Source organism: Streptomyces sp. NPDC048171, assembly GCF_043202655.1.
GTDB lineage: Bacteria > Actinomycetota > Actinomycetes > Streptomycetales > Streptomycetaceae > Streptomyces.
This window is the reverse complement of sequence record NZ_JBIDAU010000002.1, coordinates 906,243-927,424: the sequence shown is the minus strand read 5'-3', so window position 1 is coordinate 927,424 and position 21,182 is coordinate 906,243. Positions and strand designations below refer to the sequence as shown.

Genomic DNA, 21,182 nt, shown 5'->3' with positions numbered 1-21,182 from the left:
TGACGGCGACGAGAGAAGGACGGAACGCTCGTGCAGTGGACCTTGGTCGTACCCGTGAAGCCCCTCGCCCGGGCCAAGAGCAGGCTGTCGGACACCGCGGACGACGGGGTCCGGCCGGATCTCGCGCTGGCGTTCGCCCAGGACGCCGTGGCAGCCGCGCTGGCCTGCCCGGCGGTCGCGGATGTGGCAGTCGTCACGGACGACGCACGGGCCGGGCGGGAGCTGGCGGCGCTCGGTGCGGCCCTCGTCACGGACGAGCCCCGCGGCGGTCTGAACGCGGCGCTGGCGCACGGCGCCGCGGCGGTCCGCGCGGCACGTCCCGGAACTCCGGTGGCCGCACTCAACGCCGATCTCCCCGCACTGCGGCCGGCGGAATTGGCGCGGGTCCTGGCGGCGGCCGGGCAATTCCCGCGCGCTTTTCTCCCGGACGCGGCCGGAATCGGCACGACCTTGCTGACGGCGGCACCGGGCGTCGAATTGTCCCCGGCATTCGGTCCGGATTCCCGGGTCCGCCACCGTGCGTCCGGCGCGGTGGAACTGTCTCTCGGCGCGGTGGATTCCGTACGGCAGGACGTCGACACCGGCGGTGATCTGCGCTCCGCCCTGGCACTGGGGGTGGGGCCCCGGACGGCGGCGGTGGCGGCGCGGTTGCTGATCGCCGGGCAGTAGGCTGCCGCCATGCAGGCGACCGCGTACACGTACGACCCCGAAAGCCGCAGCGGGCAGGTACTGCTCGACGACGGCACGCCCGTGCCCTTCGACGCGGCGGCGTTCGACGCGGGGGGCCTGCGGCTGCTGCGGCCGGGGCAGCGGGTGCGGATCGAGACGGAGGGGGCGGGCGAGGACCGCCGGATCACGCTGGTGACGCTCCAGACCCTCTGAACGACCTGGGAAAACGCCGCGGGCCGGACTCCGAGAGGGAGTCCGGCCCGGCGCGTGAGAGCCCCGTTCGCCTGCTGCCGCCGCTACGGCCGGCTGCTACTTCTTGCGGGCGGTGGCCTTCTTGGCGGTGGTCTTGCGAGCGGTCGACTTCTTGGCCGGGGCCTTCTTGGCGGTCGCCTTCTTGGCCGGGGCCTTCTTCGCCGCGGTCTTCTTCGCCGCCGCGGTGGTCTTGGCGGCGGACTTCTTGGCGGTGGTCTTCTTCGCCGTCGTCTTCTTCGCCGCTCCGGTGGTCTTCTTGGCCGCGCCCGTGGCCTTCTTCGCCGCCGCGGTGGTCTTCTTGGCCGCGCCCGTGGCCTTCTTCGCCGCGGTCTTCTTGGCGGCGGCCTTCTTGCCCGCGGCCTTGGAGATCGTGGCCGACGGGCCGGACAGGCTGCCCTTGGGGGCCTTCTTGACCGCGATGTCGTTCTTCGGGAGCTTCTTCGAGCCGCTCACCAGGTCCTTGAAGCCCTGACCCGCGCGGAAGCGCGGCACCGAGGTCTTCTTGACCCGAACCCGCTCGCCCGTCTGGGGGTTGCGGGCGTAACGGGCGGGACGGTCGACCTTCTCGAAGGAACCGAAGCCGGTGACCGAGACCCGGTCGCCCGAGACCACGGCACGGACGAGGGCGTCCAGGACCGCGTCGACGGCGTCGGCGGCCTGCTGCCTGCCGCCCACCTTGTCGGCAATCGCTTCTACGAGCTGCGCCTTGTTCACGTCTTCCCCTTCGGAGACATCGCCAGAACGAATGTGTTCAAGCTTTTTCGCACGTTAGGCAGATATATACCGCAAATCAAACACGAAACGGGCTAATCACCCTTGTGCCGCAACGGACTCGGGCCGCCCAGGCCTGTTCAGCCGTCCTCTTCGGGGAATCGACCCTCGTCGAGGTCGGCGGTGAACCGATCCAGGCGCCTTGCCGCACCGGCGAGATCGTGTTTGGCCGCGGCCGTAATGACCAGCAGCTTCCGGGTCAGCGCCATCCGTACGCCCTCCGGGACTTGCAGTGCGCGCACTCTTGTGTGCGCTTCCTTGAGCCGGACCGCGACCGCCGCATAGAGCTCGAGTTGGCCGTCGTAGTCCATGCACAGATTGTGCCATCTGGGGCGAGTTGTCGCCTGCGCAGGGGGCAACTGCCGCCCCGAACGGCCGTCCCGGCACTGCCGGAACCCGCGCCTCCAGGACCTCTCTACCCCGGCAACAATGCCTCTAACGTGGGAAGTTGTGCGCCGTACCGCTGACAGGCGCCCGCCGCCCGACCCGAAAACGGCCGTACCCCCGATCGGGCTGATCGGGGGTACGGCGGGGGTGTTGGGTGGCCGAAACTCGACCTTGTCGGCGCCTCTGCGGGTCCGGAGGTCAGACCTGGACGGTCTGCGGCTTGTGCGAGGGGCGCTTCGCCTCGTACGTGGCGATGTCCGCCTCGTTCTGAAGGGTGATCGAGATGTCGTCCAGCCCGTTCAGCAGCCGCCAGCGGGAGTTCTCGTCCAGCTCGAAGGGGGCCGTGACGCCCTCCGCCCGGACCTCGCGGGCCTCCAGGTCGACGGTGATCTCCGCCTGCGGGTCCTGCTCCGTGAGCGCCCACAGCGCGTCCACGGTCTTCTGGTCGAGGACCACGGTGAGCAGGCCGTTCTTCAGCGAGTTGCCCCGGAAGATGTCGGCGAAGCGGGAGGAGATCACGGCCTTGAAGCCGTAGTTCTGCAGCGCCCAGACGGCGTGCTCACGGGAGGAGCCGGTGCCGAAGTCGGGGCCGGCCACCAGGACCGTGGCACCCTGGCGCTCGGGCTGGTTGAGGACGAAGGACCCGTCCTTGCGCCAGGCCTCGAACAGCCCGTCCTCGAACCCGTCCCGGGTCACCTTCTTGAGCCAGTGGGCGGGGATGATCTGGTCGGTGTCGACGTTGCTGCGGCGCAGCGGGACGGCCCGGCCGGTGTGCGTGGTGAATGCTTCCATGACTCTCAGACTCCAGCGGGCGTGGGGACGTCGGCGGCGGACAGGTCGGCCGGGGAGGCCAGGTGGCCCAGGACCGCCGTCGCGGCCGCGACCTGCGGCGACACCAGGTGGGTACGGCCGCCCTTGCCCTGGCGTCCCTCGAAGTTGCGGTTGGAGGTGGAGGCGGAGCGCTCGCCGGGGGCCAGCTGGTCCGGGTTCATGCCCAGGCACATCGAGCAGCCCGCGTGCCGCCATTCGGCACCGGCCTCCTTGAAGACCACGTCCAGACCCTCGGAGACGGCCTGCAGACCCACCCGCGCCGAGCCGGGGACGACCAGCATCCGTACGCCGTCGGCGACTTTGCGGTCCTTGACGATCTCGGCGGCGGCGCGCAGGTCCTCGATGCGGCCGTTGGTGCAGGAACCTACGAAGACGGTGTCCACGTTGATGGAGCGCAGCGGCTGACCGGCCTCCAACCCCATGTACTCCAGGGCCTTTTCGGCGGCGAAGCGCTCCGAGGCGTCTTCGTACGAAGCCGGGTCGGGGACGGCGGCGGAAAGCGGCGCGCCCTGCCCCGGGTTGGTGCCCCAGGTGACGAACGGGGACAGCTCGGCGGCCTCGATGACGACCTCGGCGTCGAACTCGGCGTCGTCGTCCGTGCGCAGCGTCTTCCAGTACTCGACCGCCGCGTCCCAGTCCGCGCCCTCGGGGGCGTGCGGGCGGCCCCGGAGGTAGTCGAAGGTGGTGGCGTCGGGCGCGATCATGCCCGCGCGGGCACCGGCCTCGATCGACATGTTGCAGATGGTCATGCGGGCTTCCATCGAGAGCTTCTCGATGGCCTCGCCCCGGTACTCCAGGACGTAGCCCTGGCCGCCGCCGGTGCCGATCTTCGCGATGATCGCGAGGATCAGGTCCTTGGCGGTGACGCCGTCGGGCAGTTCGCCGTTGACCGTGATGGCCATGGTCTTCGGACGGGCCAGGGGCAGCGTCTGGGTGGCCAGCACGTGCTCGACCTGGGAGGTGCCGATGCCGAAGGCCAGCGCGCCGAAGGCGCCGTGCGTCGAGGTGTGCGAGTCGCCGCAGACCACGGTGGTGCCGGGCTGGGTCAGGCCGAGCTGCGGGCCGACCACGTGTACGACGCCCTGCTCGACGTCGCCCAGCGGGTGCAGCCGGACGCCGAACTCCGCGCAGTTCTTGCGCAGCGTCTCCAGCTGGGCCCGGGAGACCGGGTCCGCGATGGGCTTGTCGATGTCGAGTGTCGGGGTGTTGTGGTCCTCGGTGGCGATGGTCAGGTCGAGCCGCCGCACCGGGCGGCCGCTCTTGCGGAGGCCGTCGAAGGCCTGCGGGCTGGTCACCTCGTGCAGCAGGTGCAGATCGATGAAGAGGAGGTCGGGCTCGCCCTCGGCGCGCCGGACGACGTGGTCGTCCCAGACCTTCTCCGCGAGTGTCCTACCCATCGCTTTCCCTCCGGCCGGCGACGAAGCGTCGGCCCAACTAGAGATCTTTGGGGAAGCGGCGCCCGCACCCCTGTGTTTCCGGGCAACCGCCACCAGGCCCTTACGTCACGGGCCGTTGTGACTTCGTGCCATCCAGGGTGGCGCGTTCCATGGAAAATTGAACTTGCGTTTCACAGAGTGAGACGGGAGTATCGTTTCATGGACAACAGTAGCGGCGTCGGCGTTCTGGACAAGGCGGCCCTCGTCCTGAGCGCTCTGGAGTCCGGCCCGGCCACCCTCGCGGGATTGGTCGCTGCGACCGGACTGGCACGACCCACGGCCCACCGCCTGGCCGTGGCACTGGAACACCACCGCATGGTGGCGCGCGACATGCAGGGCCGTTTCATTCTCGGCCCGCGCCTGGCCGAGCTGGCCGCGGCGGCCGGCGAGGACCGGCTGCTCGCCACCGCGGGCCCGGTGCTCACCCACCTCCGCGACGTCACGGGCGAGAGCGCTCAGCTCTATCGCCGCCAGGGCGACATGCGCATCTGCGTGGCCGCGGCCGAGCGTCTGTCGGGCCTGAGGGACACGGTCCCGGTCGGCTCCACGCTCACCATGAAGGCCGGCTCCTCGGCACAGATCCTGATGGCCTGGGAGGAGCCCGAGCGTCTGCACCGCGGCCTCCAGGGCGCCCGCTTCACGGCGACGGCTCTGTCCGGCGTGCGGCGGCGCGGCTGGGCCCAGTCCATCGGCGAGCGGGAGCCGGGCGTCGCGTCCGTCTCGGCGCCGGTGCGCGGCCCCTCCAACCGCGTGGTGGCGGCCGTGTCCGTCTCCGGCCCCATCGAGCGCCTGACGCGCCACCCGGGCCGGATGCACGCCCAGGCGATCATCGACGCCGCCGGCCGCCTCTCGGAGGCGCTGCGCCGCACGGGTTGACGGCCCGCACCAGGTGACGAGGAGGGCCCGCCCCAACGCCGCGGCGGGCCTCCCCCGGCCAGGACCCCGTCCACGCCCGGGACGCCGAACCGGCGCGGCCGCACGGGGACTTGGGAACGCAAGAAGGCCCCCCGCCGAAGCGGAGGGCCTTCTGATCTTGTACCCCCGACCGGATTCGAACCGGCGCTACCGCCTTGAGAGGGCGGCGTGCTAGGCCGCTACACAACGGGGGCGTGGATCTTGCAGACGCTTGAACTGCATCGCCGCAGATCCGAGCTGGTCTACCAGGACTCGAACCTAGACTAACTGAACCAGAATCAGTCGTGCTGCCAATTACACCATAGACCAATGTGGTTTAGACCAGTTCGTACCCCCGACCGGATTCGAACCGGCGCTACCGCCTTGAGAGGGCGGCGTGCTAGGCCGCTACACAACGGGGGCCCTAGCGATCATCTCGTGAGAGATCACCGTACCCCCGACCGGATTCGAACCGGCGCTACCGCCTTGAGAGGGCGGCGTGCTAGGCCGCTACACAACGGGGGCATTGCAGATATAGCTCTGCGAGCTGGCCTACCTGGACTCGAACCAAGACTAAGTGAACCAGAATCACTCGTGCTGCCAATTACACCATAGGCCACTGGAACGCAAGCCCCTGATGGGGTTTCGCTCTAGCGTCGCGCTTCCGGTTCCCGGCCCTTTCGGCCCGCTCCTCGGCGGCGCAGGAAGAACATTACCCGAAGGTGGACGGGGCTCCAAAACGGGTATCGGCGCCGAGCAGCGCGGGGAGTTCGGAGAGGGAGGCGATACGGCGCGGCCCCTCCGGCGGGTCCACCGTCGCGTAGACGCCGCCCCGGTCGATCCACACGGAGAGCAGCCCTGCGTCGGCGGCGCCGCGTCCGTCGATCTCCGGGTGGTCGCCGACGTAGGCGACCTCGGCCGGGGGGAGGGCCAGGGCGTCGCAGGCCGCGAGGAAGGCGGCGGGCTCGGGCTTGGAGACGCCCAGCTCGGCGGCGCACAGGATGGCCTCGAAGCGGTCGTGCACACCGAGGACGCGCAGCTTGCGGTCCTGGACGGTGAGGCTGGAGTTGGAGAGCACCGCGTGCCGGTGGCTGCCGGCGAGGGCGTCGAGGACGGGCAGCACGTCCGGGAAGAGGGACCAGGCGGCCTCGTAGTGGGTGACGTAGCGCTGGAACCACTCGTCGGCCTCGGCCTCGGTCAGCTCCGGCCGGCCCAGGAACTCGCGGATGCGGTCGCGCCGCTGTGTGACGAAGTCCACCTCACCGGCCGAGAAGCGCGCCCACTGCCGGTCGGTGATCTGCCGCCAGCGCACGAGGGCCTCCTCGGCCGACCCGTACCCGGCGAGGAGCCCTTCGGCCACCAGGTGGGCCCGCATGCCCTCGCGATCGGCGGTGGTGTAGTCGAAGAGGGTGTCGTCGACGTCCCAGACCACGGCTCGGATGCTCATGATCCGACCGTAACGCCGAGGGACGGGCCGCGTCCGCCCGATCCGGGGAACTCCGGGCAACGGCGAAGGGGCGGCTCCCGGTGGTCCGGGGGCCGCCCCTTGGGGCGCGTACGGGCGTCAGGCCGCGAGACGGGCCAGTGCCGCGTCGATCCTGGCCAGCGCCTTCTCCTTGCCCAGGACCTCAAGGGACTCGAAGAGGGGCAGGCCGACGGTGCGGCCGGTGACGGCGACGCGGACCGGCGCCTGGGCCTTGCCGAGCTTGAGGCCGTGCGCCTCGCCGGCGGCCAGGACGGCCTCCTTGAGGGACTCGGGGGACGTCCAGTCGGCCGCGTCGAGCTTCTCGCGGGCCGTGGCGAGCAGGGCGTCCGAGCCCTCCTTCATCGCCTTCGCCCAGCTCGCCTCGTCGAGGACCGGCTCCGGCAGGAACAGGAAGTCGACGTTGTCCGTGATCTCGGAGAGGACCTTGAGGCGGGTCTGCGCGTGCGGCGCGACGGCCTGCCACTTGGCCTCGTCGAAGTCCTCGGGCGCCCAGGGGGCGACCGGGGCCTTCAGCCACGGACGGCAGCGCTCGGTGAAGTCCTTCACCGGCAGCAGCCGGATGTGGTCGCCGTTGATCGCCTCGCACTTCTTGAGGTCGAAGCGCGCCGGGTTGGGCTGCACGTCGGAGACGTCGAAGGCCGCCACCATCTCGTCGATCGTGAAGATGTCCTGGTCGGCGGAGAGCGACCAGCCGAGCAGGGAGAGGTAGTTGAGCAGGCCCTCGGGGAGGAAGCCGCGCTCGCGGTAGAGGTTCAGGCTCGACTGGGGGTCGCGCTTGGAGAGCTTCTTGTTGCCCTCGCCCATGACGTACGGGAGGTGGCCGAAGGCCGGGATCTCCTTGGCGATGCCCAGCTCGGTCAGCGCCTTGTACAGGGCGATCTGGCGCGGGGTGGAGGAGAGCAGGTCCTCGCCGCGCAGGACGTGGGTGATCTCCATCAGGGCGTCGTCGACCGGGTTGACCAGCGTGTAGAGGGGGGCGCCGTTGGCGCGGACGATGCCGTAGTCCGGGACGTTCTCGGGGAGGTAGGTGATCTCGCCGCGGACCAGGTCCGTGAAGGTGATCGCCTCGTCGGGCATCCGGAAGCGGACGATGGGCGCGCGGCCCTCGGCCTTGTACGCCTCGACCTCGGCGTCGCTCAGGTCGCGGCAGTGGCCGTCGTACCCGGAGGGCCGGCCGGCCGCCCGAGCGGCCTCGCGGCGGCTGTCCAGCTCCTCCTGGGAGCAGTAGCAGCGGTAGGCGTGGCCGGCGGCGAGCAGCTTCTCGGCGACGTCCTTGTAGATGTCCATGCGCTGCGACTGGCGGTACGGCGCGTGCGGGCCGCCGACCTCGGGGCCCTCGTCCCAGTCGAAGCCCAGCCAGCGCATCGCGTCGAGCAGCTGGGTGTACGACTCCTCGGAGTCGCGGGCCGCGTCGGTGTCCTCGATGCGGAAGACCAGCGTGCCCTGGTGGTGCCGGGCGAACGCCCAGTTGAACAGGGCGGTGCGCACCAGACCCACGTGGGGGTTGCCGGTGGGGGACGGACAGAAACGTACGCGTACGGGTGAGCCGGGTGCGCTAGCCACGCTTGACAACCTTGTTGGTGAGAGTGCCGATGCCTTCGATGGTGACGGCGACCTCGTCGCCGACGTTGAGGGGGCCGACGCCGGCCGGGGTCCCCGTGAGGATCACGTCGCCGGGAAGCAGCGTCATGGCCTCGGAGATGTTGACGATCAGGTCCTCGATGGAGTGGATCATCTCGCTGGTGCGGCCGAGCTGCCGCTGGGCCCCGTTGACCGTGAGCTGGATGGTCAGGTCGGCCGCGGCGGCGAGGTCGATGCCCGTCTCCACCCAGGGCCCCAGCGGGCAGGCGGAGTCGAAGCCCTTCGCCCGGGCCCACTGCTTCTCGCGGCGCTGCACGTCGCGGGCGGTGACGTCGTTGGCGCAGGTGTAGCCGAAGATCACGTCCTGCACGCGGTTGCGCGGGACCTCGCGGCACATGCGGCCGATGACGACGGCGAGTTCGGCCTCGTGGTGCAGTTCCTCGGAGAAGGAGGGGTACTGGATGGCATCACCGGGGCCTACCACCGAGGTGGACGGCTTGAAGAAGGCGAACGGGGCGTCGGGCACCTCGTTGCCGAGTTCGCGGGCGTGTTCGGCGTAGTTGCGGCCGAAGGCGACGACCTTGTTCGGGAGCACCGGCGGCAGCAGCCGCACCTTGCTCAGGGGCACCTTGGTGCCGGAGAGCTCGTAGTCCCCGAACGGGATGCCCTTGATGATGTCGAGGACGAGCTGGTCCGGCTGGTCGCCCTCGACCGCGCCGAAGGCGACGTTCCCGTCGATGGAGAACCTGGCGATGCGCACGGGTTGCTTGGCCCCTTGACTGAGCTGGCTGGAGTCTGACGCCCCAGGCTAACGCGGCGCGCCCGTCCGGCATGATCCGCCGGACGGGCGCTTGGTGCTCTCGGGGCCGCCTGAACGGGCGGCGCCGGGGTGACGTACTACTCTGCGACGGCGGCCCCGACCGGTACCTCCATGAGGACGGTGCGCCGGGGGTTGGCGGTCTGGGCGGGGAGCTCGACGGCGTGCTCCGGCTGCTCCTGCGTGCGCAGGTCGTCGGCGTCGTCGAGGTGCGCCAGCGTCGTGCGCCGCGGGTTGGCGATCTGGTGGAACATCATCGTCGTCTTCACGGTTGTCGGAGGCCCTGTCGTGTCCGGGCGCCCGAGGGGCTGCGATGACCCCTGCGAGGGCGCGGGTTGTCGGTTTTGCCTTCTCTGTAAAGCGTCAGGCTAAACATGCAATTCCCCGGCAACTCGGGGAGGGCCCGCGATCTGGGTGTGAGTTTGCTCACTTAGCAACGGTCAAACCGGTCAATTGCGACTCCAGCGACACCGGGACCAATGAGACATTCCACCGCTGAAGCCCGCATTCCGCTCCTGATCATGGCGACTGGGACACCCTCCGCGCCTCGACAACTCGCGGGCATACGTCCCTTTTGCGGGTGATCATCTTCTACGTCTGGTGACTCGGCCCTCACGTGCTGTCACGTATCTCACGGCGTACCCCACGGGCCTTGTTGGAGATCCTGCACTGTGCTGGAATTCCACGGACCGCCGCAGGATCGAGCCGGCGCGCAGGGGGCGCAAAGCAGCGCCGGGCGGCGGCGAGAAGGGGGAACCAGCGCCGGTCACTCACGACCACCACGGGGGCGTATTCAGGGCGCCCCCATGACGCCGACACCGTGTCCCGCCGTTCACGCGGAGGGGCGCCTGGTCCAGAGGTTGCGACGCTAGTGCAGGGACGTTTCAAGAGGGATGGCAGCGCTTCGGCGGAGCCGGAGCCGCACGGCGGGACCGGCCCCAAGGCCGTCGGCTCCTCGCCCCAGCACGCCCAGAACCAGGGCCAGACCCCGTCCGGCGACAGTGGCGACCGGGCTGGTCAGACGGCCGGTTCGGCCGCCCCCGGCCAGCAGCCGTCCGCCAAGCCGGGCAAGGGCGCGCCGAGCGGCCCCGGCCCGCGAATAGCCCTGCGCAACTGGCGGATCTCCACCCGTCTGGTGTCGCTGCTCGCGCTCCCGGTGGTCGCGGCCACCTCGCTGGGCGCGATGCGCATCAGCCAGTCGATGGACGACATCCAGCAGCTCGACAACATGAAGCTGCTGACCGAGATGACCAAGCAGGCCACCGAACTGGCCGCCGCGCTCCAGGAGGAGCGCGACCAGTCGGCCGGCCCCCTGGCGCACGGCTCGGCGTCCAGCGCCATCGCCGTCAAGGGCGACCGCGAGAAGACCGACCGGGCCCTCAAGAACTTCCTCGACAACTCCGAGGAGATCGACGCCGCCAGCAAGGACGGCAACCTCGTCGGTGTCCGCGACAGCCTCGTCGGCCTCGCGAGCGACCTGAACGACCTGAACAAGATCCGCGGCACGGCGTACCAGGCCAAGGAGAACTCGACCCAGACCGTCGAGGCCTACCACCGCCTGATCAACCACCTGCTCGACCTCTCGCAGGACATGGCGGAGGCGACCAGCAACCCCGACATGATCCAGCGCACGCGCGCCCTGTCGGCCTTCTCCTCGGCCAAGGAGTACGCGTCCATCCAGCGCGCGGTCCTGGCGGCGGCGCTCCCCGCGAACAACACCAGCAAGGGCAAGCTCTCCGAGAACGACCGGCTCTACGCCCAGTCGGCGCTGCAGAGCCAGACGTCCGAGATCCGCAGCTTCACCAGCATCTACGGCGACGGCGCCGAGGAACTCCTCAAGCCGATCTCCGAGGGCAACCCGGTCATCGAGGCGTCCGACCAGTACGCCGGCCGCGCCCTCAGCGGCGTCAACGGCCTGGGCGACCTCAAGCCCCGGTCGTACCAGGACTGGCTGGACGAGAGCTCCACCAAGATCCAGCAGATGAAGAACATCGAGCTGAAGCTGCTGGAGGACATGGAGCAGCAGGCCCGCGAGCTGCGCAACGAGTCCGAGCGCGAGGCCATCATCTCCGGTGTCCTCATCCTGCTCGTGCTCGGCGTCTCGCTGGTCGGCGCCTTCGTCGTGGCGCGGTCCATGATCCGCTCGCTGCGCCGCCTGGAGGACACCGCGACCAAGGTCGCCCAGGACCGCCTCCCCGAGCTGGTCAAGCAGCTCTCCGAGACCGACCCGCAGGACGTCGACACCTCGGTGGAGTCGGTCGGTGTGCACTCCCGGGACGAGATCGGCCGAGTGGCCGCGGCCTTCGACGACGTGCACCGCGAGGCGGTCCGCCTCGCCGCCGAGCAGGCCCTGCTGCGGGGCAACGTCAACGCGATGTTCACCAACCTCTCGCGCCGCTCCCAGGGCCTCATCCAGCGTCAGCTCTCGCTCATCTCCGAACTGGAGTCCCGCGAGGCCGACCCGGACCAGCTGTCCTCGCTGTTCAAGCTCGACCACCTCGCGACGCGCATGCGCCGTAACGGTGAGAACCTCCTCGTCCTCGCCGGTGAGGAGCCCGGGCGCCGCTGGACCCGGCCGGTCCCGCTGGTCGACGTGCTCCGTGCCGCCGCCTCCGAGGTGGAGCAGTACGAGCGCATCGAACTGGCCTCCGTGCCGACCACCGAGGTCGCCGGCCGCGTGGTCAACGACCTCGTGCACCTGCTCGCCGAGCTGCTGGAGAACGCGACCTCGTTCTCCTCCCCGCAGACCAAGGTCAAGGTCACCGGTCACGCGCTGCCCGACGGGCGCGTGCTGATCGAGATCCACGACACCGGCATCGGCCTCTCCCCCGAGGACCTCGCCGCGATCAACGAGCGGCTCGCCTCGCCGCCCACCGTGGACGTCTCCGTCTCCCGCCGCATGGGTCTGTTCGTGGTCGGCCGCCTGTCGCAGCGCCACGGCATCCGCATCCAGCTGCGGCCGTCCGACTCCGGTGGCACGACCGCGCTGGTCATGCTGCCCGTGGACGTCGCCCAGGGCGGCCGCAAGCCGCAACCGAAGCCGGGGCAGTCCGCCTCCGGCACCGGCGGTCCGGCGGCCGCGCAGGCCGCCGCGGGTGTCGCCGCGGCCCGCCGTGGCGGCCAGGGCGGCGGCGCCCTCGCCGGAGGTGCCTTCGGCGGCGGTGGCGCACTCGGTGGCGGCGGTGCTCCGGGCGGCCGGCTCGGTGCCGCCCAGGGTCCGCGGGCCGCGCTCCCGGGACGGGACGCGGACGGTCGCCCGGGCGCGCCCGGCGGTCCGCGCGGTCCCCAGTCCCCGGCCGGTCCCGGCCAGCAGAACCGCCCGGCACCGGCCGGCGCGGGAGCCGGTGCCGGTCAGGCACCCGGTGCCCCGCAGGGTCTGCAGGCCGCGGGCATGAACGCGCCGCAGGGCCAGGACGTCTTCGGCGGCGGCCGCGGTCCCGCAGCGCCCCCGCAGCGCGGCAAGCGCGGGAACAACGGCGACGCCGGACGGGGCCGTCGTCCGCAGCTGCCGCCGCGCGGTGGTCCGCGGGCCGAGCTGCCCGGTGGCAACCCGCAGCCCCGCACGCCCAGCTGGAGCGACGAGAACGCGCAGCCGCCCGTGGAGCGCCCCTCGCTGGACGCCCCGCGCGGCCACGAGGAGCCGGACGGCTCCCGCACCCGCCGCACGCCGGACTTCGACGACCGGCAGGGCCCGGGCGCCACGACGGAGATGCCGGCCGTGCCGCGGTTCGGCGAGCCCCAGTCCCCCGCCGCCACGGCCGAGTTCGCCCGCCCTGACTTCGACGCCCCGGCCCCTCGCCAGGACGCCCCGCAGAACACGGGCCAGTTCACCCGGCCGGACCAGAACCAGAACCAGAACCAGTACGACCAGGGCGCGTACCCGCAGAACCAGTACGGCCGGGACCAGTACGGTCAGGGCGGCTCCACGGACACCCCGCGCAACGACCAGTTCGCGCGGCCCGAGCAGACCGGCCAGCAGCAGGGCAACAGCGCCTTCGTCCGCTCGGACGTCTTCGGCGGGCAGCCGCGTCAGAGCGGCCCGAACGGACCCGCCCAGGCCGACCGGTTCGCCGGCGCCCACGGCGCCCAGGGGTACGACAACGGTTCCACCGGGCAGCACGGCCTGCCCAGCCGCGCGAACCCGGCCGCCCCCGGCCCGTTCGAGCGCCCGCAGGTCAACGGCGCGCAAGGCGGCAACGACTTCGGCGCACCGCGTCCGCCGGCACCGCAGCGCCCCGTCCACCAGGAGCCCGCGGGCGGCAACGCCAACGGGACCCCCGCGCAGCAGCGGCCCCAGGACGGCTGGGCCCTGCCCCCGGCCACCGGCCCCGGTGACGGGCGCACGCCGCTGTACGACACGCTGGAGACCAACTGGTTCCACGGCGACCGCGAGGCGAGGGCGCAGCACCAGGCCCAGCCCGCCGCCCCGGAGCCGCAGGCCGCCCAGCCCCAGACCCCGGCGGCCCCGCAGCGGCCCGCCACCTCTGCCTGGCGCAGTTCGCCCAACGACGACCTCGTCCGGCAGGCGGAACGCGTACGGCAGCCGGCGGCGGGCGGGGTCACCACCTCCGGCCTCCCGCGCCGGGTCCCCCGGGCCAACCTCGTCCCGGGGACGGCTCAGCAGCAGTCGCACCAGAACGGTCCGCAGATCTCGCGCGCGCCGGACGACGTGCGCGGCCGGCTGACCAATCTCCGTCGGGGAATCGCACAGGGCCGTCAGGCCGGTACCAACCAGACCGGCAGCTACCCGCGGCCCACTCACCAGCAGGAGCGTTAGTTGAGCCCGATGAGCCAGGCGGCACAGAACCTCAACTGGTTGATCACGAATTTCGTGGACAACACCCCAGGGGTGTCCCACACCGTCGTCGTGTCCGCCGACGGACTCCTTCTGGCGATGTCGGAGGGCTTCCCTCGCGACCGCGCCGACCAGCTCGCGGCGGTCGCCTCGGGGCTGACCTCGCTGACGGCCGGGGCGTCCCGGATCTTCGAGGGCGGCGACGTGGCCCAGACGGTCGTGGAGATGGAACGTGGGTTCCTCTTCCTCATGTCCGTCTCCGACGGCTCGTCGCTGGCCGTCCTCGCCCACCCGGAGTGCGACATCGGCCTCGTCGGCTACGAGATGGCACTCCTGGTCGACCGCGCGGGTGCGGTCCTCACACCCGATCTGCGCGCTGAACTACAAGGAAGTCTGCTCCACTGATCCGCCCCGGCACCACCCGTGTTACCAAATCACCGTCCGGCCGCCACAATCCCCCCACCGGCCACATCAGACGGCTTGACTGACCGACTTGCTGTCCCGCCCGGAGGATTCATGACCCCGCCCACCGCCTCTCATGATCCGTACGCGGAGCCGTACGAGGACGAGGGCGACCAGCCGCTGGTACGTCCTTACGCGATGACCGGTGGCCGGACCAGGCCGCGCTACCAGCTCGCCATCGAGGCGCTGATCAGCACGACGGCCGACCCGGCAGCACTCATGGGACTCCTCCCGGAGCACCAGCGGATCTGCCATCTGTGCCGCGAGGTGAAATCGGTGGCCGAGGTGTCGGCCCTGCTGGCGATGCCGCTCGGCGTGGCCAGGATCCTCGTCGCCGACCTGGCGGAGGCGGGACTGGTCGCCATCCACCAGCCCGGCGGGGACGAGAACAACGGCGGTGCACCGGACGTGACACTGCTCGAAAGGGTGCTCAGTGGACTTCGAAAGCTCTGACGGAGGCCGGGCGACCACCTCCGCGAAGATCGTGGTCGCCGGCGGCTTCGGCGTCGGCAAGACCACGTTCGTGGGCGCCGTCTCCGAGATCAACCCGCTGCGCACCGAGGCCGTGATGACCTCTGCCAGCGCCGGGATCGACGACCTCACGCACGCCGGTGACAAGACGACCACCACGGTCGCGATGGACTTCGGCCGCATCACGCTCGACCAGGACCTGATCCTGTACCTGTTCGGTACGCCCGGCCAGGACCGGTTCTGGTTCATGTGGGACGACCTGGTGCGCGGCGCCATCGGCGCGGTCGTGCTCTGCGACACCCGCCGGCTGGCCGACTGCTTCCCGGCCGTCGACTACTTCGAGAACAGCGGGCTGCCGTTCGTCGTCGCGCTCAACGGCTTCGACGGGCAGCAGCCGTACTCCCCGGACGAGGTGCGCGAGGCGCTGCAGATCGGTCCGGACACCCCGATCATCACGACGGACGCCCGGCACCGCGCCGACGCCAAGTCGGCCCTGATCACGCTGGTGGAACACGCGCTGATGGCACGCCTGCGGTAGGTACCGCCGGGCGCCGCCAAGTCGGCAGCGATCTACGGCACTTGTCGTAGACAGGACGGAGCCGGCTGTGTCCTTTGACACGGTCGGCTCGGCTGTTCATAACGTTTCGGCAGAGGAATCGGGTGGTACCGACACGCGACGCGGTCAACTGCTCTCGCTGCGCGCACGAACGCCCCGTCTTTTGACGGGCCTCGCTCTTTTTGACCGTTTTACGCGGGGCTTACATCACGTGTAACCCCCGCGTTCCACTGTTTGGAAGAGCGCTGGTCGCCGTGCTGGAATGCCAGAACTGCCCAAGGGTCAATCACGCACGAGACGTACTCAGCAGTAGCACGTACTCGTCGACGGACTGGGCTCTGAGACACAGCGGCACGACGTAGGTGCCGACCGCCGAGAGGTTGTTGGTCGAGTGAGGCGAAGCAAGAACAGTCCCGAGCCATCGGCCCGGGGCAACTTCACCCCGCCGCCGCGCACAGCGGCGCCCGCCCCCGCGTCTGCTGCGGAACCCCAGGACGAGCCCGCCGCCGGTGGCCGTTTCTCGCCGCGCAACTGGCGGGTGACCACCCGGCTGAACGCGATCCTGCTCATACCCGTGCTGGTCGGCCTGGTCATGGGCGGCTTCCAGGTGAAGAGCTCCATCGACACCTGGGGCGACGCCGAGGACGCCGAGAGCACCGCGCGTCTGGTGCAGGCCTCCCTCGGGTATGCCAACGCCCTCTACAACGAGCGCGACATCACGGCCGCCCCGCTGCTGCAGGGCAAGGGCGACAAGGACGCGACCGTCACCAAGGCCCGTCAGGCGACCGACGCCGCCGCCGACACCTTCGACGAGGCCGCGGCCGGCATGCCCGCCAAGGCGGGTCTGGAGCGCCGGCTCAAGGTCTTCCGCGAGCAGGAGCCCAAGCTCCAGACGCTGCGGGCGGCCGCGTACACCACCAAGCTCAAGGGCGTGGAGACCGAGGAGGGCTACACCGGTGTGGCCCACCCCCTGATGGAGTTCGCCAACGAACTCGGGCTGGGCACCGGCAACATCACCTCCTACGGCCGTACCGTCTACGCGATCTCCCTGACCAAGGCGGCGCTCTCCCTGGAGCGCTCCATCGGCATGCACATGCTGGTCAAGCCCGGTCCGGACCCCAGCCACCTCGCCAGCCAGCGGGTCGCCCTCTCCTCGTACGCCTACCTGGAGCGCATCGCGATCGAGGAGTACATCGGCGGCGGTACCGAGGCGGACGCGCAGAAGCTCGAGGACGCCGAGGCGAAGCTCAAGACGGACGGCGCGGCCATGGCCAAGGAGGCCAGGGCCAAGGACCCGGACTACGTGCCGCCGCCCTCCAACCCGACCACGATGATCTCGGAGCTGGCCCAGCTGGACTCCACGGACACCGGTGCGCGGGCGGAGCTGGCCCAGCAGGGCATCACGCCGGAAAACTGGTGGGCGGTCAACACCCTCAAGTTCGACGCGTACCAGAAGATCGAGTCGGACCTGGCCGACAAGGCGGTCTCCGAGGCGTCCACGATCGCCGACGACGCCGAGCGGGACGCCTACATCACCGGTGCCGCGGTCGTGATCGCGCTGCTGGCCGCGTTCATCCTGGCCGGCATGGTGGCGCGCCAGATGAGCCGCTCCATGCGCCAGCTGCGCAACGCCGCCTTCGGCATCGCCGAGCAGCGCCTGCCGATGCTGGTCGACCAGCTCTCCCGCACCGACCCCGGCCGGGTCGACACCCGGGTCCAGCCGATCCCGATCACCTCGACCGACGAGATCGGCGAAGTCGCCCGCGCCTTCGACCAGGTGCACCGCGAAGCGGTCCGGCTCGCCTCCGAGCAGGCCCTGCTGCGGGGCAACATCAACGCGATCTTCACCAACCTGTCGCGCCGCAACCAGTCGCTGATCGAGGGCCAGCTGAGCCTGATCACCGACCTGGAGAACAACGAGGCCGACCCCGACCAGCTGGAGAACCTCTTCCGGCTGGACCACCTCGCCACCCGCATGCGCCGCAACGGCGAGAACCTCCTGGTCCTCGCCGGCGAGGAGCCCGGCCGCCGCTGGGACCAGCCGGTCCCGCTGGTCGACGTGTTGCGCGCCGCCTCCTCCGAGGTGGAGCAGTACGAGCGCATCGAGCTGTCCGGCGTGCCGGAGGCCGAGATCCACGGCCGCGCCGTGACCGACCTCGTGCACCTGCTCGCCGAGCTGCTCGAGAACGCGACCACGTTCTCCTCCCCGCAGACCAAGGTCCGCGTCACCGCGACCCGGCTGCCCGACGGCCGCGTGATGGTGGAGATCCACGACAAGGGCATCGGCCTGACCGCCGAGGACTTCGCGGACATCAACCACAAGCTGGCCAACCCGCCGACCGTGGACGCCGCGATCTCGCAGCGCATGGGCCTGTTCGTGGTCGGGCGGCTGTCCGACCGGCACGGCATCCGGGTCCAGCTGCGCCCCTCCGGCGAGCAGGCGGGCACCACCTCGCTGGTCATGCTCCCGGACGCCATCACCCACGGTGGCGGCGGCGACCAGCAGCGCACCGAGTTCACCGTCTCGCAGATCATCCCGGAGCAGGACTTCCGGGGCGAGAACTTCTCCCAGGCAGCCGGTCAGCCCATGCGCACCGCCGCCGAACTGGGCTTCGACGACAGCCGGTACTCCGAGGTCCCCGACGACATACGGGAGCTGGACCCCGTCGGCCGCTCGCTGATGCGCGAGGAGCGCAGGGCGGCCCTGGAGGCCCAGTCGCACCCCGAGCTGCCCGGCCCGGCGGGCCCCGACGGCGCCGCGAACGGCGGTGCGCCCGGGTTCCAGGACCAGTTCACCGGTCAGCAGCCCCAGCAGCCGGGCTACGACGACGGCCGCGAGGCCTACGCGGCCCAGCAGAACGGCGCCTACGACCAGCAGCAGGCGTACCAGGAACCGCAGCAGGCGTCGTACGACGAGCGGTACTACGCGTCGAACGGCGGCCCGCAGCAGGCCGAGGGCTACCCGCAGGCCGGCGGCTACGGCGACCCGTCGTCGTACGCCGAGCAGGGCCACGGCGGGCAGCACCAGGCCGGCGCCCCGGACACGTACGCGCCCTTCGAGCAGCGGCGGACCCAGGACGACTGGCCGCAGCAGGACGACTACCGGGGTGGCTATCCCGAGCAGTACTCCACGGGCGGTCCCGAGGCGCAATCCGTGCAGGCCGCTGACGTGAACCAGCCGGACCGCGTAGGCTTCGACCGTCCGGGCCCGGCCCCCTCCGCCGCCCACGAGATGACCAACGCCGGTCTTCCCCGCCGCGGATCCACCGCGAGCGGCGCGGGCGATGCGGGGCACGTGGGCCACGAGACGCCGGCCGCCGCCGCCGAGGGGGCGAACGGCCGGGACAACTGGCGGTCGGCCAACGACGACCGCTGGCAGCAGGCTTCCTCGCTGCGCAAGCCGAAGGCGGGCGGGGTGACCTCATCGGGCCTGCCGCGGCGGGTACCCAAGGCCAACCTGGTCGAGGGCGCCGCCGAAACCACTCCACAGGGAGGCCCCCAGGTCTCCCGCGCTCCGGAGGACGTCCGGGGCAGGCTGAGCAACCTGCGGCGCGGTGTCGAGCGAGGCCGCAACGCAGGCAGTGAAACGAACGGCCAGGACACAGGGAATGAACACCGTGGTCCTGACAGCACCTACAACCAGGAGCGTTAGTGTGAGCCCGATGAGCCAGGCGGCGCAGAACCTCAACTGGTTGATCACCAACTTCGTGGACAACACCCCGGGGGTGTCCCACACGGTGGTGGTCTCCGCCGACGGACTCCTTCTGGCGATGTCCGAGGGGTTCCCGCGCGACCGTGCCGACCAGCTCGCGGCCGTCGCCTCCGGTCTGACCTCGCTGACCGCCGGTGCCTCGCGCATCTTCGAGGGCGGCAGCGTGAACCAGACGGTTGTGGAGATGGAGCGGGGATTCCTGTTCATCATGTCCATCTCCGACGGCTCGTCCCTCGCCGTTCTCGCACACCCCGAGGCGGACATCGGCCTCATTGGGTACGAGATGGCCCTTCTGGTGGACCGTGCGGGCACGGTTCTGACGCCCGATCTGCGGGCGGAGCTCCAAGGGAGCCTTCTCAACTAAAGGACAGACGGTGCGTTTTGGCGTCCCGTGGCCGTAAAGTTTCGGGACGCGGCTCCACAGCGATGGATGCCAGGCACAGTCGGAGGAGGAAAAAGTGGCAACACCCCCAGGCGGTCCGTCATCGGGCAACTGGTCGTACGGCCCTGGCCAGGGCCAGAACGACGGCTCGGCGAACGGATACGGCTACCCCTCCGTGCCGAGCCACCGGCAGCCGTACGCGCCGCAGGGCCCCGGCCCTTCGCCGTACGACCAGCCGCAGGCTCCGCGCATCCAGCCCGTGCAGCCGCAGCGCCGCACCCCTGAGCCGGCGCCCGCGGGGGCGTCGAACAACCCCCTGGTGCGCCCGTACGCCATGACGGGCGGCCGCACCAGGCCGCGCTACCAGCTCGCCATCGAGGCACTGGTGCACACCACCGCGCAGCCGCACCAGATGCAGGGCCAGTTGCCCGAGCATCAGCGGATCTGCAACCTCTGCCGGGAGATCAAGTCGGTGGCCGAGATCTCGGCCCTCCTGACGATCCCTCTCGGCGTGGCCAGGATCCTCGTCGCCGACTTGGCGGAGGCGGGACTGGTCGCCATCCATCAGCCCGGCGGCGACGAGAACGCCGGCGGCCAGCCAGACGTGACACTGCTCGAAAGGGTGCTCAGTGGACTTCGCAAGCTCTAGCGGCGGTCCTTCCCGCTCCACCACTTCCGCGAAGATCGTGGTGGCGGGCGGCTTCGGCGTGGGCAAGACCACGTTCGTCGGCGCCGTCTCGGAGATCAACCCGCTGCGCACCGAGGCCGTCATGACATCCGCTTCGGCGGGTATCGACGACCTCACCCACACGGGGGACAAGACGACCACGACGGTCGCCATGGACTTCGGCCGTATCACGCTCGACCAGGACCTGATCCTGTACCTCTTCGGTACGCCTGGCCAGGACCGGTTCTGGTTCATGTGGGACGACCTGGTGCGCGGCGCCATCGGCGCGATCGTGCTGGTCGACACGAGGCGGCTCGCCGACTGCTTCCCCGCCGTCGACTACTTCGAGAACAGCGGGCTGCCGTTCGTCATCGCGCTGAACGGGTTCGACGGGCAGCAGCCGTACAACCCGGACGAGGTCCGGGAGGCGCTGCAGATCGGTCCCGACACGCCGATCATCACGACGGACGCGCGGCACCGCGCCGACGCGAAGTCGGCGCTGATCACTCTCGTGGAGCACGCGCTGATGGCTCGCCTGCGCTGAACCACGCCGAGCCTGCGGGCAGTCGTGCCGCCTGGGGCGGCACGGGTGGGCGCAGGCGGCACCTCGATAGCGCCGAGTTGCGACACGCCCCCTGCGGCCACCGTGCTGCCGGGGGCTGTTTCGTTGCCGGGTGCGGGTAGTCGTCGGCTGGTCGCGCAGTTCCCCGCACCCCTGGGGCGCTTCCCCGGCCCCCGTCACAACCGGCCCCCGAGACACACGTAGAGGCCCCCTCCTGGGCGGAGGGGGCCTCTACGTGTGTCTCGGCGTCAGCGCCAGCTGTGCGGGGCGCGGAAGCCCGGCTCGCGCTCCAGGCGGCGCCAGCCCGCGCGGGCGCGGCCGCCGCCGTGGGTCGGAGGGATCTCGGCGGGGCGGGCGGCAGCGCGGGCGAGGAGGAGCGCCGTGATGGCGGCGACCTCCTCGGGCTCGGCGTGGCCCTTCTCGACGCGGATGTCGGGAGTGGACATGGGGG

General features: G+C 70.8%; 20 protein-coding genes and 5 tRNA genes. 11 read left to right on the top strand and 14 right to left on the bottom strand.

Annotated elements, in window-relative coordinates:
* Positions 1-30: 30 nt before the first annotated feature.
* Together cofC and ACGF3J_RS08635 are read left to right on the top strand one after the other, a co-directional pair.
* The gene (cofC, locus tag ACGF3J_RS08640; RefSeq protein WP_361365282.1) at positions 31-669 is read left to right on the top strand and encodes a 2-phospho-L-lactate guanylyltransferase; all 639 of its coding nucleotides are present in this window, start codon (positions 31-33) and stop codon (positions 667-669) included.
* Positions 670-678: 9 nt separating this feature from the next.
* On the top strand, positions 679-882 hold the full coding sequence (locus ACGF3J_RS08635) for a hypothetical protein (protein ID WP_122617656.1): 204 nt from the start codon (positions 679-681) through the stop codon (positions 880-882).
* Between the two features lie 96 nt (positions 883-978).
* On the opposite strand, the gene ACGF3J_RS08630 is transcribed toward ACGF3J_RS08635, so the two are convergent.
* The 4 genes from ACGF3J_RS08630 to leuC all read right to left on the bottom strand — a co-directional run bounded on the left by ACGF3J_RS08630 (position 979) and on the right by leuC (position 4,307).
* Positions 979-1,635: an HU family DNA-binding protein gene (locus ACGF3J_RS08630; protein ID WP_161326290.1), complete on the bottom strand. Its 657-nt coding sequence runs from the start codon at positions 1,633-1,635 to the stop codon at positions 979-981.
* A gap of 137 nt (positions 1,636-1,772) precedes the next feature.
* Positions 1,773-2,003: a hypothetical protein gene (locus tag ACGF3J_RS08625; RefSeq protein WP_393853687.1), complete on the bottom strand. Its 231-nt coding sequence runs from the start codon at positions 2,001-2,003 to the stop codon at positions 1,773-1,775.
* Positions 2,004-2,277: 274 nt separating this feature from the next.
* On the bottom strand, positions 2,278-2,871 hold the full coding sequence (gene leuD, locus ACGF3J_RS08620; RefSeq protein ID WP_161326289.1) for a 3-isopropylmalate dehydratase small subunit: 594 nt from the start codon (positions 2,869-2,871) through the stop codon (positions 2,278-2,280).
* A 5-nt stretch (positions 2,872-2,876) separates the two neighbouring features.
* Positions 2,877-4,307, bottom strand: coding sequence for a 3-isopropylmalate dehydratase large subunit (gene leuC / locus ACGF3J_RS08615; RefSeq protein ID WP_161326288.1), 1,431 nt, complete (start codon positions 4,305-4,307; stop codon positions 2,877-2,879).
* 198 nt (positions 4,308-4,505) lie between these two features.
* On the opposite strand from leuC, the gene ndgR reads away from it, so the two are divergent.
* Complete coding sequence (gene ndgR, locus ACGF3J_RS08610) at positions 4,506-5,222, top strand: IclR family transcriptional regulator NdgR (protein ID WP_053137572.1); 717 nt, start codon at positions 4,506-4,508, stop codon at positions 5,220-5,222.
* 160 nt (positions 5,223-5,382) lie between these two features.
* On the opposite strand, the gene ACGF3J_RS08605 is transcribed toward ndgR, so the two are convergent.
* The 9 genes from ACGF3J_RS08605 to ACGF3J_RS08565 all read right to left on the bottom strand — a co-directional run bounded on the left by ACGF3J_RS08605 (position 5,383) and on the right by ACGF3J_RS08565 (position 9,393).
* Positions 5,383-5,455: transfer RNA gene (locus tag ACGF3J_RS08605), tRNA-Glu, on the bottom strand.
* A gap of 43 nt (positions 5,456-5,498) precedes the next feature.
* Positions 5,499-5,570, bottom strand: a tRNA-Gln gene (locus ACGF3J_RS08600).
* Positions 5,571-5,590: 20 nt separating this feature from the next.
* Positions 5,591-5,663: transfer RNA gene (locus ACGF3J_RS08595), tRNA-Glu, on the bottom strand.
* Between the two features lie 29 nt (positions 5,664-5,692).
* Positions 5,693-5,765 (bottom strand) — tRNA-Glu (locus tag ACGF3J_RS08590).
* A 22-nt stretch (positions 5,766-5,787) separates the two neighbouring features.
* Positions 5,788-5,859: transfer RNA gene (locus tag ACGF3J_RS08585), tRNA-Gln, on the bottom strand.
* A 93-nt stretch (positions 5,860-5,952) separates the two neighbouring features.
* Positions 5,953-6,687 carry an HAD family hydrolase gene (locus tag ACGF3J_RS08580; protein WP_161326287.1) on the bottom strand — a complete coding sequence of 245 codons (735 nt, stop codon included), beginning with the start codon at positions 6,685-6,687 and terminating at the stop codon, positions 5,953-5,955.
* Positions 6,688-6,804: 117 nt separating this feature from the next.
* A complete protein-coding gene (gltX, locus tag ACGF3J_RS08575; protein WP_386932008.1) occupies positions 6,805-8,289 on the bottom strand; it encodes a glutamate--tRNA ligase in 1,485 nt (494 codons plus the stop codon).
* Positions 8,282-9,067, bottom strand: a complete 786-nt coding sequence (locus ACGF3J_RS08570) for a fumarylacetoacetate hydrolase family protein (protein ID WP_393853686.1) — start codon at positions 9,065-9,067, stop codon at positions 8,282-8,284. The genes gltX and ACGF3J_RS08570 overlap by 8 nt, the downstream gene beginning before the upstream one ends.
* 137 nt (positions 9,068-9,204) lie before the next feature.
* Positions 9,205-9,393 carry a hypothetical protein gene (locus tag ACGF3J_RS08565; protein ID WP_064730001.1) on the bottom strand — a complete coding sequence of 63 codons (189 nt, stop codon included), beginning with the start codon at positions 9,391-9,393 and terminating at the stop codon, positions 9,205-9,207.
* A 602-nt stretch (positions 9,394-9,995) separates the two neighbouring features.
* On the opposite strand from ACGF3J_RS08565, the gene ACGF3J_RS08560 reads away from it, so the two are divergent.
* From ACGF3J_RS08560 to ACGF3J_RS08525, 8 genes are all read left to right on the top strand, one after another.
* Positions 9,996-13,901 (top strand): nitrate- and nitrite sensing domain-containing protein, encoded by a 3,906-nt coding sequence (locus ACGF3J_RS08560; protein ID WP_393853685.1) that lies wholly within the window; start codon positions 9,996-9,998, stop codon positions 13,899-13,901.
* Between the two features lie 9 nt (positions 13,902-13,910).
* Positions 13,911-14,324 carry a roadblock/LC7 domain-containing protein gene (locus ACGF3J_RS08555; protein WP_005479910.1) on the top strand — a complete coding sequence of 138 codons (414 nt, stop codon included), beginning with the start codon at positions 13,911-13,913 and terminating at the stop codon, positions 14,322-14,324.
* 111 nt (positions 14,325-14,435) lie between these two features.
* Entirely contained in the window at positions 14,436-14,834 is a 399-nt protein-coding gene (locus tag ACGF3J_RS08550) for a DUF742 domain-containing protein (RefSeq protein ID WP_003973454.1), read from the top strand.
* Positions 14,815-15,390 carry an ATP/GTP-binding protein gene (locus ACGF3J_RS08545; RefSeq protein WP_003973455.1) on the top strand — a complete coding sequence of 192 codons (576 nt, stop codon included), beginning with the start codon at positions 14,815-14,817 and terminating at the stop codon, positions 15,388-15,390. Before ACGF3J_RS08550 ends, ACGF3J_RS08545 begins: the two co-directional genes overlap by 20 nt.
* 409 nt (positions 15,391-15,799) lie before the next feature.
* The gene (locus tag ACGF3J_RS08540; protein WP_393853684.1) at positions 15,800-19,060 is read left to right on the top strand and encodes a nitrate- and nitrite sensing domain-containing protein; all 3,261 of its coding nucleotides are present in this window, start codon (positions 15,800-15,802) and stop codon (positions 19,058-19,060) included.
* 10 nt (positions 19,061-19,070) lie between these two features.
* A complete protein-coding gene (locus ACGF3J_RS08535; protein ID WP_004983065.1) occupies positions 19,071-19,484 on the top strand; it encodes a roadblock/LC7 domain-containing protein in 414 nt (137 codons plus the stop codon).
* Positions 19,485-19,578: 94 nt separating this feature from the next.
* On the top strand, positions 19,579-20,151 hold the full coding sequence (locus tag ACGF3J_RS08530) for a DUF742 domain-containing protein (RefSeq protein ID WP_161330911.1): 573 nt from the start codon (positions 19,579-19,581) through the stop codon (positions 20,149-20,151).
* Complete coding sequence (locus ACGF3J_RS08525; RefSeq protein ID WP_009314218.1) at positions 20,132-20,713, top strand: ATP/GTP-binding protein; 582 nt, start codon at positions 20,132-20,134, stop codon at positions 20,711-20,713. Before ACGF3J_RS08530 ends, ACGF3J_RS08525 begins: the two co-directional genes overlap by 20 nt.
* 266 nt (positions 20,714-20,979) lie before the next feature.
* Here ACGF3J_RS08525 and ACGF3J_RS08520 read toward each other — a convergent pair whose 3' ends face one another.
* Entirely contained in the window at positions 20,980-21,177 is a 198-nt protein-coding gene (locus ACGF3J_RS08520; protein WP_052838425.1) for an acyl-CoA carboxylase epsilon subunit, read from the bottom strand.
* Positions 21,178-21,182: the final 5 nt, after the last annotated feature.

What these genes read in the sequence shown, in the direction of transcription:
- ACGF3J_RS08580 (WP_161326287.1), bottom strand. Translation starts at nt 6,687, where the DNA reads ATGAGCATCCGAGCCGTGGTCTGGGACGTCGACGACACCCTCTTCGAC.
- ndgR (WP_053137572.1), top strand. Translation starts at nt 4,506, where the DNA reads ATGGACAACAGTAGCGGCGTCGGCGTTCTGGACAAGGCGGCCCTCGTC.
- ACGF3J_RS08625 (WP_393853687.1), bottom strand. Translation starts at nt 2,003, where the DNA reads ATGGACTACGACGGCCAACTCGAGCTCTATGCGGCGGTCGCGGTCCGG.
- ACGF3J_RS08550 (WP_003973454.1), top strand. Translation starts at nt 14,436, where the DNA reads ATGACCCCGCCCACCGCCTCTCATGATCCGTACGCGGAGCCGTACGAG.
- leuD (WP_161326289.1), bottom strand. Translation starts at nt 2,871, where the DNA reads ATGGAAGCATTCACCACGCACACCGGCCGGGCCGTCCCGCTGCGCCGC.
- ACGF3J_RS08520 (WP_052838425.1), bottom strand. Translation starts at nt 21,177, where the DNA reads ATGTCCACTCCCGACATCCGCGTCGAGAAGGGCCACGCCGAGCCCGAG.
- leuC (WP_161326288.1), bottom strand. Translation starts at nt 4,307, where the DNA reads ATGGGTAGGACACTCGCGGAGAAGGTCTGGGACGACCACGTCGTCCGG.
- ACGF3J_RS08555 (WP_005479910.1), top strand. Translation starts at nt 13,911, where the DNA reads ATGAGCCAGGCGGCACAGAACCTCAACTGGTTGATCACGAATTTCGTG.
- ACGF3J_RS08535 (WP_004983065.1), top strand. Translation starts at nt 19,071, where the DNA reads ATGAGCCAGGCGGCGCAGAACCTCAACTGGTTGATCACCAACTTCGTG.
- ACGF3J_RS08635 (WP_122617656.1), top strand. Translation starts at nt 679, where the DNA reads ATGCAGGCGACCGCGTACACGTACGACCCCGAAAGCCGCAGCGGGCAG.